This is a genomic window from Candidatus Acidiferrales bacterium (genome assembly GCA_035515795.1).
Classification (GTDB): domain Bacteria; phylum Bacteroidota; class Ignavibacteria; order Kryptoniales; family JAKASW01; genus JAKASW01.
Window position 1 is genome coordinate 128017 of sequence record DATJAY010000012.1, and the last position, 14095, is coordinate 142111.

At 48.5% G+C, this 14095-nt stretch carries 11 protein-coding genes; 8 read left to right on the forward strand and 3 right to left on the reverse strand.

What is annotated here, in order from left to right; all coding sequences use genetic code 11:
* Positions 1-31 precede the first annotated feature (31 nt).
* From VLX91_06560 to VLX91_06575, 4 genes are all read left to right on the forward strand, one after another.
* Positions 32-3523 carry a fibronectin type III domain-containing protein gene (locus VLX91_06560; protein HUI29861.1) on the forward strand — a complete coding sequence of 1164 codons (3492 nt, stop codon included), beginning with the start codon at positions 32-34 and terminating at the stop codon, positions 3521-3523.
* Positions 3524-3763: 240 nt separating this feature from the next.
* On the forward strand, positions 3764-4360 hold the full coding sequence (gene lpoB / locus VLX91_06565; protein ID HUI29862.1) for a penicillin-binding protein activator LpoB: 597 nt from the start codon (positions 3764-3766) through the stop codon (positions 4358-4360).
* Between the two features lie 239 nt (positions 4361-4599).
* The gene (locus VLX91_06570) at positions 4600-5916 is read left to right on the forward strand and encodes a hypothetical protein (GenBank protein ID HUI29863.1); all 1317 of its coding nucleotides are present in this window, start codon (positions 4600-4602) and stop codon (positions 5914-5916) included.
* A 17-nt stretch (positions 5917-5933) separates the two neighbouring features.
* On the forward strand, positions 5934-6947 hold the full coding sequence (locus VLX91_06575) for an LPP20 family lipoprotein (protein HUI29864.1): 1014 nt from the start codon (positions 5934-5936) through the stop codon (positions 6945-6947).
* Positions 6948-6978: 31 nt separating this feature from the next.
* Here VLX91_06575 and VLX91_06580 read toward each other — a convergent pair whose 3' ends face one another.
* The 3 genes from VLX91_06580 to lexA form a co-directional block, all read right to left on the reverse strand.
* The gene (locus VLX91_06580; protein ID HUI29865.1) at positions 6979-7866 is read right to left on the reverse strand and encodes an NHL repeat-containing protein; all 888 of its coding nucleotides are present in this window, start codon (positions 7864-7866) and stop codon (positions 6979-6981) included.
* A gap of 69 nt (positions 7867-7935) precedes the next feature.
* The gene (locus VLX91_06585; protein ID HUI29866.1) at positions 7936-9279 is read right to left on the reverse strand and encodes a DNA polymerase IV; all 1344 of its coding nucleotides are present in this window, start codon (positions 9277-9279) and stop codon (positions 7936-7938) included.
* Positions 9280-9313: 34 nt separating this feature from the next.
* Entirely contained in the window at positions 9314-9943 is a 630-nt protein-coding gene (gene lexA / locus VLX91_06590) for a transcriptional repressor LexA (GenBank protein HUI29867.1), read from the reverse strand.
* Between the two features lie 195 nt (positions 9944-10138).
* Here lexA and VLX91_06595 point away from each other — a divergent pair, with 195 nt between their 5' ends.
* Genes VLX91_06595 through VLX91_06610 form a run of 4 tightly spaced genes read left to right on the forward strand, consistent with a single transcriptional unit; the run spans position 10139 to position 14086 of the window.
* Positions 10139-10888 (forward strand): helix-turn-helix domain-containing protein, encoded by a 750-nt coding sequence (locus VLX91_06595; GenBank protein HUI29868.1) that lies wholly within the window; start codon positions 10139-10141, stop codon positions 10886-10888.
* Positions 10885-13224: an NAD-dependent DNA ligase LigA gene (ligA, locus tag VLX91_06600; protein ID HUI29869.1), complete on the forward strand. Its 2340-nt coding sequence runs from the start codon at positions 10885-10887 to the stop codon at positions 13222-13224. Before VLX91_06595 ends, ligA begins: the two co-directional genes overlap by 4 nt.
* Positions 13224-13754 (forward strand): hypothetical protein, encoded by a 531-nt coding sequence (locus VLX91_06605; GenBank protein HUI29870.1) that lies wholly within the window; start codon positions 13224-13226, stop codon positions 13752-13754. The genes ligA and VLX91_06605 overlap by 1 nt, the downstream gene beginning before the upstream one ends.
* A complete protein-coding gene (locus tag VLX91_06610) occupies positions 13751-14086 on the forward strand; it encodes an STAS domain-containing protein (protein HUI29871.1) in 336 nt (111 codons plus the stop codon). The genes VLX91_06605 and VLX91_06610 overlap by 4 nt, the downstream gene beginning before the upstream one ends.
* Positions 14087-14095: the final 9 nt, after the last annotated feature.

Consider the following 14095-nt stretch of genomic DNA (forward strand, 5'->3'; position numbering starts at 1 on the left):
TGATTCTATCAAATTTTTTTGGAGAATATACATGCGCAAGATTTTAATTCTGTCTATGGTGATTGTGTTGGCACAAACTTACGCCGCCGAAAGCCCTTCCCGGCACGGAAAAGGGAAAAAGGTTCTGGGATATACTATCATTGTCAAACCGTCGTCGGAGAAAAAGGCTTTTCAAAGCGTGGTCAGTGCCGAGAAGCAATATAAACCTGGAGATGCAGCCGGCCTAGTTAACCACCTTCCTCCATCAGGCGGATCGGGAAAAATTTTTAACATGCAGTCGGTTGAGTCTGGAGTAAACCTTACTCCTTATCAACCAGCGGGGTGGAGTGACAAGATAGTAATCTATAAGAACCGGACTAATATTACCGGTTCTATCCCGACCAGTCTCACCGATGCTTCCGTAATTTATCCCACGGACAGTGTCTTTGTGGCTTGGGCAATTACGAATAACGGTACAGATAACATTTCGACGGGGTTTTATACGGATGTTTATGTTGACAACGTTGAAATTTATAATGAATACCTTGCTTCGCTCAGCGGCGGTTATTACTGGGCATGGTGGGACGGCAATATTGGTAAACTAAGCCCCGGGGTGCATACGTTTGAAGTGTATGTTGATCCCACAAGCGCTATCGCAGAAACGAACGAATCTGATAACATATACACCCGGCAGTATACCATCTCTCCCGGTCTTCCGAATGCTCCGACCAATTTGAAGGCCGTTGCGGTGTCTTCGGGACAGATCGACTTAACCTGGACGGCGAGTACCGGCAGTCCAGCTTACTATAGAGTTCTTCGCTCTACGTCATCACCGTCCGCTTTCAGTTCGATTGATACTCTCCGAGATTCGTCAGCCACGGAATGTTTCAGTGTTTTCCTCAATCCCAATACAACTTATTACTACGAAGTCATTGCGGGAAACAGTACGGGTGAATCTTCGCCGAGTGCAACGGTGTCTGCAACGACACCGGGATATTCTTCCAATTGGACAATCCAAAACAAAGATAGTGTTTCATGGTGGGCTATTAAGGCGGTTGATACGAGTACGGTATGGGCGTGCGGCTACAGTGCGGTGACAGGTGCAGGTAATGCTTACATTGAGCGCTCAACGGACGGCGGCACAACCTGGGTGAATTGCAGCGGCAGCCTCGCGTCCATAAAGGCAGCAATTTCAACTATAGAAGCGACGAGTCGAACTCAGGCATGGGCTGGCGATCAATTTGGAAATATTTATTATACGAGCAACGGCGGAAGTACATGGGTGACTCAAAGCAGCGGCACTGCAAATTTCATTAACGCGATAAAATATGTATCCTCAAACACCTTGGTCGCGGTTGCAGATCCGATTAACCAGGGAGATCCCTTTTTGATTTTACGAACAACGGACAACGGTTCAACGTGGGCAGTTGTTACCGGTACACCAAGTTCACGTTCGGATGTCCACGAATTCTGCATTGCCAACTCAGTCTGTATGGTGGGAGACACCATATTCGCGGGAACACAGTATTATGGCGAAAGCGACGGCAGGGCGATTGCCTCCATCGATGGGGGAATAACCTGGTACATTCCTTCGTGGCATGGTCTGCCATGGTATTTTCAATACTCTCCCACGAGCATCTCGTTCAGAAATGGATTGACGGGAATTGTAACAGGAGATTCGGGGTTCGCAGAATATTGCAACGATGCTCCCTGGACGAGCATTAGTAAATTTGTTCCGGATTGGATTAATGCTTCGCAGGCAATTTCAGGAACTCTGACATACTGGGCCGCTGGAGAGGACGGAGTATTCCACTCTACCGACGACGGCTCGACATGGAGCATTGAAAGCGTTCCGTTCCAGAAGTCAATCGGCGCGATCGCATTCCCAACCGCGACTAAAGGTTGGGTGGCATCCGGAGAAGGAATGATTGCACGATATTCAGCTACCACTTCATCACCGTCATCTCCAGCGCTTGTTGGTCCTACGAACAGCTCAACCGGAGCGCCGACCAATCCCACACTGTCATGGAATGCTTCCGCCGGAGCAACAAGTTACAGGCTGCAGGTGTCAACGTCTGCGGCTTTTGTGCCGATTTTTTTCGACAGGTCCAACATCCTGACTACCTCGCAAAGCGTAAGCGGTTTGTCTAGGAGCACGACGTACTATTGGCGTGTCGATGCGTCTAACGTGGTCGGCCCGAGCAGCTGGTCTCCTACATGGAGCTTCACCACGTTTGCCTATCCGTCTTCCATACAGGTGTCGACGCAGTTTATGCCGCCGGGCACGCTGGACCAAACGAGCTATAGGATTTTCGGTTTGCCGGGAGATATCGATATCGCGTTGTCCGGCGTTGTTTCCGGTACGCAGGGGAAGGACTGGGATGCGTATTGGGATAATGGCGACGATCAAAACTATTATGTAGAGTACGATGGAAGCGGGAGATTTTATTTCATGCCCGGAACGGCATTCTGGATACTTAGCAAGAATCCGTTTTCCGTTTCACAATTTGCATCGACCGTGCCTCTGGATACGAGCGCCTGCTTTTCGATTACTCTCCATAGCGGTTGGAATCTCATCTCCAATCCTTTTGAAAAAAGCGTTTCATGGTCTGCAATTCAAACTCTGAACGGTGTCGCTCAGCCAATCTACTCCTTCAATGGGAGTTACAGTACGCAAGTCTCGTTCGATCCTTATGTCGGGTACTATTTCTACAACAACCAAAACCTCGTGTCGCTCAAGGTTCCTTACATAACGACGGTCCAGAACAAGAAAGAAGAACGACCGTGGAAAGTGAGTTCGGATCAGAAAAACGAGGTCAAGCTTTCCCTTTTATCGAAAAAGAACCAGCCGCTTCCGATCAGTGTCGGCTTCTATACCGAAGCGTCCGATACTCTCGACAATGTCAATATCTTTGCCCCCCCGGACAACTTTGAAGACGTGAGAATTCAAGTCGTCGATCAAAATGTCGGAGGTAATTGGAAAAAATTGTACGTGGATTTCAGGAATGAGATTGGGAAAGGACAGTCCTTCGATATCGAAGTGAAGAATCTGTCGGGGGATCCGGTAACGATGAATTCATTTGTGCATGGATTGGAAGATTACGGCGTCTATTTGGTTGACAATGGTACGCACGCGTTTTACAACCTGAAGACGAGCGACAGCATTTTAATTGGCGGAGTGTACAAGTACAAGAATTATGCTTTGTTGGTCGGTGATGGGAATTACATCGACTCGATTAGAGCCGTCAACACACCTAGGAGCTATCAGTTGTACCAGAACTATCCGAACCCGTTCAATCCGTCAACAATAATTCGATACGAAATTCCCGGAAAAGCCGAAGTCACGCTCGGGGTCTATAATGTTCTTGGTCAACTGGTGCGGACGCTTGTCAATCAGGTCCAGCAATCTGGCTATTACGAGGTGGAGTTTGATGGAACGCATCTGGCATCAGGTGTCTATTTCTGCAGGCTTACGGTAAATGGAATCGAATCACTGAATGCTGGAACCTACGACCAGATAAAGAAAATGACATTGATCAAATGAGCTTGCAACAGGTGCAGCTCAAAGGGAACATGCCAGCGGTCGGCGGGGGAATCAAAATATGAAGGTGACAAAAGATTCCTTTTCTTGTCGCGATTTCATGTTATGTGGAGGTGTGATTCTTCTCGCCTTTCGTTTCTGCTTCCATGGGAATGCCGTTTCGCTTTTTTAACGAATAAAAAGTTCAGTCGATGTAATGATAGAAAGAGTACACGAATTTACAAAAGCAAAAGGAGGACGCTTATGAAATACAAGATGTTTTTGATTCTGATTCCATTGCTTCTAATCGGATGTTCCTCATCGCGGCAGGTGTCACGCGTTTCCGCGGATACCGATGTCGACCTCAGCGGGAATTGGAACGATACAGATTCTCGGCTGGTGGCGGAGCAGATGATATCGAGTCTCACGACGAAGCCATGGCTCGATGATTTTACTTCGCAAAATTCAAAAAAGCCGGCAGTGATCGTGGGAACAGTCCGCAATCTCAGTTCCGAACATATCCAGACCGACGCTTTCATCGATGACATTGAGCGCGAGCTGGTGAACAGCGGCAAAGTTACGTTTGTCGCAAGCAAGAAAGAACGCCAGGAAGTTCGCCAAGAACGTCTCGACCAACAGACCAATGCTACGGAAGAATCGGCGAAGAAATTGGCTGCAGAAACCGGCGCTGACTACATGCTCCAAGGAAGCATCAAAGACATCGTCGACAGGGTTGAGGGAAAAGAAGTGAAGTACTACCAAGTGGACATGGTATTGGTTGATCTTCAGACGAGTGAAAAAGTCTGGATGGATACGAAAAAAATTAAGAAAGTCATCGACCGTCCCAGTTCGTCCTGGTGAGGCAGGTACAGATGAGAAGTTGCTGGCGTTTGTTTAGTGTCCGACATGCCGAAAGAGTGTGTTTTTTCAGAGAGGGAACTTTGCTTTCGCGTTCTTTTCTCAGAAGCGGGGGTCATCTCCGCGGACCAAAGAACTTTTCTGCCCACCCGCGAGGAACGAGTTCAACCCGTGAAAGGTGGATCTCCGATGTTCTCCTCGCTATCTTTCTATCCGCCTTTTTTATTTGCTCCTGCTCTTCAGTGCAGACTCAGAAGAAACAATTCGCGGAGGTCGATAAGGACGTCGCCGCGCAAAACTTCGGCGCCGCTGCAAATTCGCTTGAAAAATCGAAGGACAAATATTACGCAAAAAAAGATCGCGTCCTTTATTACTTAGATCTGGGTATGCTGTACCATTATGCATACGCTTGTCCAAGTAGTAATGAGGCGCTGAGTTCGGCAGAGGAAGGGATAGACGAGCTCTTTACGAAGAGCATTTCCAAGGGCGCTGAGTCTCTTCTCCTGAACGATAATGCTCTCGACTACAGCGGCGAGGATTACGAGAATGTTTATCTGAACATTTTCAAAGCGCTGAATTACCTCAATCAAAAGCATTTCGACGATGGCTTTGTGGAGGTCAGGCGGGCAGATAATAAACTCTCTCAGCTCGAGGACAAATATCAGAAAATTGCGGATGATTTCAACAAATCCAGCGATGCAAAGAAGAAATTCAAAGTTGCCGATGTGCATTTCTCGAGTTCGGCACTTGCAAGCTACGTCAGTCTTCTTATGTACCGCGCGGAGGGAAAATTCGACGATGCCAGGATAGATGCGCAGAAGATCGGCGATGCATGGTCGACCGAGGGCTCCGTCTATGATTTTCCTCAGCCGAATTTGGACGGCTATCTTGACGAGACTTCAAAAGCGAGGATGAATGTAATCGGTTTTGTCGGGAAATCGCCTGAACTTTTCGCGCATGTGTTCACGATTCATACCATCAAGGATGCAGTCATAATTTACCAGTCCGACGGCAAAAAGGAAGAAAAGCTGGAAGTCATACCATGGCAGGACATGAAAAGCGGTTATCATTTCAAGTTTTCTTTGCCGTACATGGAAAAGAAGGGCACCACGATCGGCAAGATAGCGATTGAAATGAACGGCGGTGAAGTCGCTTCCCTCCAGGCGATTGAGAGCATTGAGAACGTTGCTCAGGAGACGTATAAGCTGCACGAGGGAATTACTTATCTGAAGACAATCATCCGTACCGTTGTCAAGGGACTTCTAAATGAGAAGGCGAATGAGGAGCTTGACAAGAAGACGGGCGGAGGCGGCTGGGGAGAGCTGACACGTGCGGTGACAAGCACGGCCGTGGACATCAGTGAAAATGCCGATCTTCGGCTTTCAAGATACTTCCCGGCGAAAGCGTTAGTGGGCGAATGCCTTGTCGATCCCGGGACGTATCATCTTGTGGTAAAGTATTATTCTCTTGACGGCAGGCTCGTGCATTCAGATGATAAAGGTGCTGTTAATGTGAGCGCGGACTCGTTGAATTTATACGAATCATTCTTTCTAAACTAAATGAAAATGAGGCGTCTATGATTTCCATGTTCCTCCACCTTCTTTGCTTTGCGATTATATTTTTCCCGAAAGCGCAGGATCGCAAACCCGACTGGATCAACGACCCCGAGAAGAGTTATCCGAATTCTCAATACATGACAGCGGTAGGCACGGGTGATTCCCGAAAGGAAGCAGAAAATTCCGCTGCCTCCAACCTGTCAAACATTTTTGAGTCAAAAATAAAATCGGAGGAGACGATCAATGCTCGGTATCAGGAGCTGATGAAATCCTCGAATCAATCGTCCCTCGAAAGTCAGACCAACATCAACAAAAATATTTCCGTTTCTTCGGAGCAAACTCTCTTTAACGTTCGCTATCCCGAGAGCTATACTGACAATCTCGGCAAGGTATATGTCCTCGGAGTTATCGAGCGGGAACCTACGGCGGCGATCTACAAGAACAAAATGGATGACAATAATGCTCGGGTCGCGGAGTTCGTAAAAAAATACGAGGAGTTGAAAGATCCGATTAAAAAATATGCGAATATCAGCGCCGCGCTTGTTACGGCAAAGGTCAACGAAACGCTCGGACAACAGCTCCAGATAATTATGCCCGGCATGATGGTACAGTCTGATACGGCGTACTCTATCGGCCGAATTACGGAGAAGTGCACGGATGCGCAAAAGGGGATTCCGTTCGCGGTGAACATCTCTGGTGCCGAAAAGGGTGACGTGGAAGGTTTTATCGGCGACATGCTTTCCGGGCTCGGATTCACCGTGGCTGAAAAGGGCGTTCTGACAATCACGGGGAACGAAAAGGTCGAGCCGCTCGATCTAAAAAATGATCAGATGAAATTTGCACGATGGAGTTACCAGCTTTCAGTACTCGACCCGTCAGGGACAGCCATTATATCTCTCTCTGAAAACGGCAGGGAAGCTCACGTAACCTACGATGAGGCTGTTGCACGCGCAATGAGAACGATGCGCGATAAAATAAAAACTGATTTCTCAAAAAAAATAAACAGTTATTTTGACGGTCTCGTGATGAAGTAAAATTCTGGACGAATTTCAGCCAGTGTGGATTTCAAAAATCAGATCTTGCGGCAACAATATTTTTGTCCGTCAATATGTAGATTCTTCGGCCGCTGATCGAAACGTCGTCGAAATGTTTGACCTTCGCTCCCCAAATGTCGTCGGTCGAAAATTTAGAAATCAATTCTCCATCCATGTTGAAGAAGTAAAGCGTATCCGAGTCGCAGACCCCGATCTTATCGTCGCCGATTCCGATTCCCTTAGGATCATGGAGCACTCCGATTCCTATCGATTTCAGGTAAGTCCCGAAATTATCATAAACCGCAATTCTTCCTTTGTCCAAGACAAAGACATCGTCGTGAGGCCCCACGGCCACCTGACGCGGCATTGTCAATCCGCCCGGCCCGTCGCCGTAATTTCCGAAGGTTCGCTCGACGGTCGAGAAGGTATTCACTTTCATCATTCTGACATCCTCATCGTCGCAGATGAATAGATCGCCAAGCCTCGACACGGCAACACCTGAAGGATATCCGAATCGTTTTGAATCGTCGTTGGATTCATGAGTCGAAAGTGTGGCCACGTTTGCAAGCGTTCTGTCGAATCGCTGGATTCTGTGGTTGTTATAATCTGCGACATATATCTCAATCCCATTCGTTGCGCAAACATCAACTGGCTGGTCAAACTGATAGTCTCCCCACCCATACCCGCCCACTTCACCGGTTGAATCTCCCACCGAACTAAAACGCTCGAGGAGGTTTCTGCCGGTGTCCACAACATATATATTGTCTCCGGGATCTATGCTTATACCTTTCGGATCCTTGAAGTTGCCGAAGGTGAACTCTGCGACGAGGGATGGCAGCGTTTGAAAGGAAGTCAGGACAGATGCAGCCAGCGGGAATAAAAGGACAAATTTATAATGGATTGTTTTGTGAATTTTCATTCAATCAAATATTCCAATTATGATGAAATCAATCAAGACTTGATGTGAATGTTCCGCGCTGGATTTTCTCTATCTGGAAAGGGAGGTCGTGTGTAGCCGGAAACCGTTTCGGTCGCTCTCGTATTCCTGTTCCATCTTGTCGATTATGCCGAAATAGACCGAATGGTATCCGAATTTATCCCGGAGCCTGTCGACGCTCCGCAAAAGATCGGTCCGTCTGAGCTCCGACCTGCGAAACAAGTCAAGCTGGATACATTCCTTTTTGATGTTCATGACTCCGACGCCTACCAGTCGCACTTTTACTTTCCTGAGCCAGAGACTCTTGAAAAGGGCGAACGCAGCCGATGCGATTTCAAATTCAGAGTTCGTCGGCTCATCGAGAGTGTAATTTTTCTGGTAGGTCACGAATCGCCGGTTCGGATGCGGGCTTTTTATTCTACTTCCCCCGCGAAGCGAGTATCCGAGAAGCGGCGCACCGTCTGAGTATCGCATCTTCGCGAAGATGGTCGACGCCGCAAGTTTATCACGCCGTAAAGCCTTCGCGACTTTCTCCGACAAATAGAAAATCACGGATGTGATAAACTCTTCGTCGCCTGAGTCTCCGCTGAATGTCGTGCTCCGTGAAATGGATTTTGCGTCATGGTTGCCTTCAGAAACATCGGCGTCTCCGGATCCGTTAGCGGCGGCATGCAGATAATTTCCTACGATTCCGAATATTTGTCTCAGCAGGCTAACGTTCGTATCGGCGAGCTCTCGGACGGTTTTGATTCCAAGTGAGTCGAGAGCCTCCGCCGTTCTCTTCCCGATTCCCGGGAGCGCAGAAACTGAAAGAGGCGCAAGAAAATTCTTTTCTCCCCCGAGCGGCACGATGAAAAGTCCGTTTGGTGGAGAGAAGATACCGTCGTTGGATTTCCTCTCTGCTTTCTTCGAATAGTCCGTGGCAACTTTTGCGCACAATTTGTTTGAAGCGATGCCGATAGACACAGTAATCTTGAGCTCCTCCCAGATCGCACGCTTAATCGCCATTGCAAGGCTGCGCGGTTCGTAATTCCAAAAATGCAGGCAGCCGTCTGCGTCGAGAAATGCTTCATCAAGACTTACTGCCTGTAACACGGGGGAAAAGTCGTGCAATATTTCGATAAATCTCCTCGAATACTTCTCATACTCTTTATAGTTTCCTCTGACAAAGATTGCTGCAGGTGCAATGCGATAGGCCTGCGAGAGAGGCATCGCAGTCTTCACGCCAAATTCTCTTGCTTCGTAATTCGGGCAGGCAACCACTCCACGCTCATTAGGCAAACCGCCGACGATAACGGGTTTTCCCCGCAATGCCGGACACAGGGATTCTTCAACCGATGCGAAAAATGCGTCGATGTCGATGTGAAATATCGTCGGAAATTTGTCGCGGTCCATCTCTATTTCCCGCCCGTCAGTAATCAGGATTCACTTACCTCAATCTTTTTACAGTGAGCTGGTTGTCAAGAAGCCTGAGAACAGCCAGCACTTTGCCGATAATTTTCACCGAAGTTGAATCGGAGTATATCGGCTCGAAGTCGGGATTTTCCGGTTCGAGGATGATCTCGTCACCATTTTGCCTGAATCTTTTTACGGTCGCTTCTTCATCACTGATGAGCGCGGCTACGATGTCACCGGATTCCGCCGTTGTCTGCTGTCTCACCAGTACAAGATCGCCGTCGAGGATGCCGGCATTCTTCATGCTGAGTCCTTCGACCATCAGCAGGAAGCTCTCTCCTCCCTTGGCGAATGACGGATCGAGAACGATTTTTTCTTCGACATTCTCGACTGCAAGTATCGGTTTGCCCGCGGTTATCCTGCCGATGACAGGTACTTCTGTTCCCATCGGGCGGGAGGTCAACTGTATTCCGCGGCTTTTGTCGCGTACCCGCGTGATGTGTCCTTTCCGCTGAAGAGCCTGAAGATGCCTCTCGACGCCGTGGTTCCATTTCGTCCCGATATGGTTCCCGATCTCGCGAATTGTCGGAGGATACCCATTTTTCCTGAACTGGGCTTGAATGAATTTTAAAATCCGTTCCTGCCTCTTGGTCAATGCTTCCATTATGTTCTCCAAATGGTAATAGTAGACGTATTTCTACCATAATATGTCAGATGAAAATCTTAATGTCAAGAGCTGACAGAAATTTTCTGGAACACCTCTGAATTTCCGGTTCAAATATCAAGTTCAACCGTTGTTATAGTTCCTTAACTTGATTAGATTCAAAAGGTCATATCAGTCAACTAATTACGGCTTCGAATGGAAAAATTTTCCGAATATTTAAGGGCTCAAAGGGAAGAAAGAAAAATTCGGTTATCTGATGTCGCCGTACAAACAAGGATCAGTTTGAAGTTCCTTGAGGCGATTGAGGATGGGAATTTCGAAATCCTGCCGGAAACTTACATCAGGGCATTCATAAGGGATTATGCCAAAGCTATCGGCCTCGATCCCGACGAAACGGTAGGATTATTCAATCAGCATGTCGAAGCATTGAAGGCCGCGGCGGAACAGGTCGTCATTTCTGATACAGACAAAGCGAGCCCGACTCCGATTAGTCTTACCAATGCGCAGAAGATTTTCGCCGGAATAATAGGTTTAGGGATATTGATCGGGCTCTCTTATCTGGCGTTTTCTCCGAGCAAGAAGCAACCGGTTGATGTTAATGCTTATGAAAGCATGGAAGAGGTAAATCAGAAGAAATTCGATTCTGCCTATACGGCTGCGACCACGACCAAGCCGATTGTAAAAGGGGACAGCGCAAGGCTGGTTTTGAGTGCCACCGACACCGTATGGGTTAATCTCGTCATCGACGAAGGAAAAACATATGACCTATTGATGAGACCGGGAAATCGCTTCGCGTTCTGGGGGAGAAGAAAATTCAACATGACAATCGGGAATGCAGGCGGTCTGGTCTTGTCGCTCAACGGCCATGAGATTCCGCCGCTGGGAAAACCGGGAATTGTCATCCGAAACGTCACCATCCTCAAAGACGGCTCGATCAAGAAGTGAAGAGTCCCGCGATTCAAAAGGATCTAAAATCAGAGATTGAAAAACTGCGACGGCAGATCCGCGACCATGATTATCGGTACTACGTCATGGCACAGCCGTCAATCACCGACTATGAATATGACCAGCTGATGAAAGAACTGGCGGAGCTTGAGTCGCAGCATCCGGAGCTTGTCACGCCCGATTCTCCAACGCAGCGGGTCGGCGGCGAGCCGGCGAAAGAATTCAAGCGTGTAAGACATGCCCAGCCGATGTTGTCATTGGAGAAAATTGACGCATCGGATCATCCGACAAGAGATGAGGAACCTGATCGTGAGAAGCGGCATATGATGCAAGATGAAGCAACTCTTCCAAAGCTGAAGGAATTCGACACTACGATAAGGAAATATCTGAAGACCGATCGCGTCGAGTATGTTCTTGAGCCGAAAGTTGACGGAGTCTCAATCGGTGTTCACTACCGCGGCGGAAAGCTGGCTTTGGGAGTGACCCGGGGAGACGGTCAGTATGGCGACGACATTACCGCGAACCTGCGAACCGTCCGTGCGATTCCTCTCGAGTTGAAGTTGAAAGATCCACCTGCGCTGTTAGAAGTTCGCGGCGAAGCTTATATGTCCACGAAAGATTTTGAGACGCTGAACAAAAAGCTGGAATCTGAAGGAGAAAAAAGTTTTCCGAACGCGCGCAATGCGACCGCAGGTGCGCTGAAACAACTCGATCCGCAGCTTGTCGCACAGCGGCCGATCAGCGCAGTGTTTTATGGCGTCGGGGCTCGTGAAGGAATAAATTTTGAAACACATGCGGAAATGCTTGAATCCTTGAAGCAATATGGTCTTCCGACGCAGCGAAAATGGTGGCTCTGCAAAGGAGTTGACGAAGTGCTCAGGCGATATCGGGACGATGTCGTGTGCAGATATGATGAGAAATGTGACCTGCGGAGCGAGCTGCCGTATGAAATCGACGGGGTCGTCATAAAAGTAAATCGCATGACAGATTGGGAGAAAATTCCGGGGAAGAGCCGCGCCCCGGGCTATGCGATCGTTCACAAACCTATTCCGTGGATCACGCCGGCGGAAACTTTGCTCAAAGGAATCACCGTGCAAGTCGGTCGTACCGGCGTTCTAACACCGGTGGCGGAGTTGGAGCCGGTTTTCCTTCAGGGCTCGACTATTTCCCGGGCCACATTGCACAACGAGGATGAAATCAGGCGCAAAGATATCAGGATTGGAGACACTGTCGTTATTCGAAAGGCGGGCATGGTGATCCCAGAGGTAGTCGAAGTCATCAAAGGGAAAAGGCCTAAAGATGCAAAGGAATTTGACCTCTTTAGATACATCGGCGGCAAGTGTCCAGCATGCGGAGGTGCGATTGTAAAAGAAAAAGTCTCGGCAGGCGACAAGAAGGAAGTCGCATGGCGTTGCCGGAACGTTGCCGGCTGCCCGGCCCAGAAGACGCGCCGCGTCGAGTATTTCGCCTATCGAAAAGCACTTGACATCGAGTCGCTCGGCGGCACCGTAGCAGAAAAATTGGTTGAGCGAGGACTCGTGAATGAGCCTCTCGATTTGTTCGATCTAACTGTAGAACAGCTTGCTAAACTCAACTTGGGCACCGATGATGAGCCGCGCGTATTCGGCGAGAAAAATGCTGCGAAAGTGATTGAAGCGTTGAAGCGTGCGCGCACTCTGCCGCTCGACCGATGGATCCACGCGCTTGCGATACCGGATGTCGGCGAAGCGACCGCGAGGCAACTTGCTCAGGTTCACCAGTCGCTGGACGAGCTTGCTGCTTCACCGATACTGAAAGATCTCAGGGACCTCGGAGCGATGAAGACGGAGCGTGACATGGTTTCACCGAAGTCGCGCAGAAATCCGTCTAAGAATTTGACGGAACTTAAGTCGAGGCAAAAGAAATATGAGGACCTTATCCGCGGGATCTCAGAAATTGAAAATCGTCTGGCGAAATTCAAAAAGAATCTTGCGGAGGTTGGACCTGTCGCCGCTGCTTCGGTGCTTGATTTCTTTTCATCCCCGGGCGGGAAGAGAATTCTCCAGCGGCTTCACAAACTTCACATTCAGCCATCCGGTGTTCCGAAAGCAAAAGGTGAGTCAAGCTCCTTGACGGGCAAAACATTCGTTCTGACGGGCACGCTTTCTTCTCTTTCGCGCGACGAGGCGTCCGAGTTGATAAGAAGTGCCGGGGGGAGTGTCACAAGTTCTGTAAGTAAGAATACCGGCTATGTCGTCGCCGGTGAGAATCCGGGTTCCAAATTCGATAAAGCGCAGGAGCTTAAAATACGAATTTTAACGGAAAAAGAATTTTTGAAAATCATCAATAGAGATTAATGATAAATCTTAAAAACAAAATTGCTGCAAAGTACGCCTCCAGCCGGGCGAGGCACATCAGGAAAATCATAGGTTTCAACGACGCGATTAAGATGGCGCAGACCGCCGTTTTTCTAATGCCGAGACTCAACATGGAGTTTTACCTGGCGCGATCCGTTGTGGAATCTCTCCTCCGGTATTTTCGCAGGGTTGTACTTGTCGTGACAGACAACATGCGAGAGCTTGCCACTTATCGCAGCGAGGTTATCGTCGTCTCTCATGCCGATGCCAATTGGCTGAAACTTCCTTCGCGCGACCTCATCGCGCGGCTCCGTCAATACAAGTTTGACATCGCGTTTGATCTCAATTTTTCCAGTGATATTTTTATGTCCTATCTTTGCCGAAAATCCGAGGCGAAGATGTCGGTAGGTTTTGTAAAAGAGAACTGCGATTGTTTCTACGATATGCAGATCAAAACTCCGCGAAGCGGCGACATGAAAAGAGCCTACGAAGTCGTCGCGCGCATAATTAAAATGTTCAAGGAAAAATGAAAACGAAAATATTCGAGATTGAAAATCACAAAGGACGTGCCGTCTTGCGGTTGAAGTTCGATAAACTGGACACTCAAGTTTCGCCGCAGCTCAAGGCGGAGTTTCTTATCGTCTGTCAATCGCCGCTGAAGAAATTGATTGTCGATATGACCACGGTGAAATCGTGTGACTCGTCAGGGCTGAGCGCGTTGCTTGTCGCCGAAAGGCTGATGCGGGAACTCAAAGGGGAAATTCATCTTGTCATACCGAACCAGGACGTGCGAAATCTTTTCAAGATTACCCAGTTAGAAAAAGTTTTTTCAATCCATCCAACGGCCGACGCCGTCAGCTGATCCCAGCCG

Coding starts and splice junctions, on each gene's coding strand:
- VLX91_06575 (HUI29864.1), top strand. CDS start 5,934: ATGATTTCCATGTTCCTCCACCTTCTTTGCTTTGCGATTATATTTTTC.
- VLX91_06605 (HUI29870.1), top strand. CDS start 13,224: ATGATAAATCTTAAAAACAAAATTGCTGCAAAGTACGCCTCCAGCCGG.
- VLX91_06560 (HUI29861.1), top strand. CDS start 32: ATGCGCAAGATTTTAATTCTGTCTATGGTGATTGTGTTGGCACAAACT.
- VLX91_06595 (HUI29868.1), top strand. CDS start 10,139: ATGGAAAAATTTTCCGAATATTTAAGGGCTCAAAGGGAAGAAAGAAAA.
- VLX91_06585 (HUI29866.1), bottom strand. CDS start 9,279: ATGGACCGCGACAAATTTCCGACGATATTTCACATCGACATCGACGCA.
- lexA (HUI29867.1), bottom strand. CDS start 9,943: ATGGAAGCATTGACCAAGAGGCAGGAACGGATTTTAAAATTCATTCAA.
- lpoB (HUI29862.1), top strand. CDS start 3,764: ATGAAATACAAGATGTTTTTGATTCTGATTCCATTGCTTCTAATCGGA.
- VLX91_06580 (HUI29865.1), bottom strand. CDS start 7,866: ATGAAAATTCACAAAACAATCCATTATAAATTTGTCCTTTTATTCCCG.
- VLX91_06610 (HUI29871.1), top strand. CDS start 13,751: ATGAAAACGAAAATATTCGAGATTGAAAATCACAAAGGACGTGCCGTC.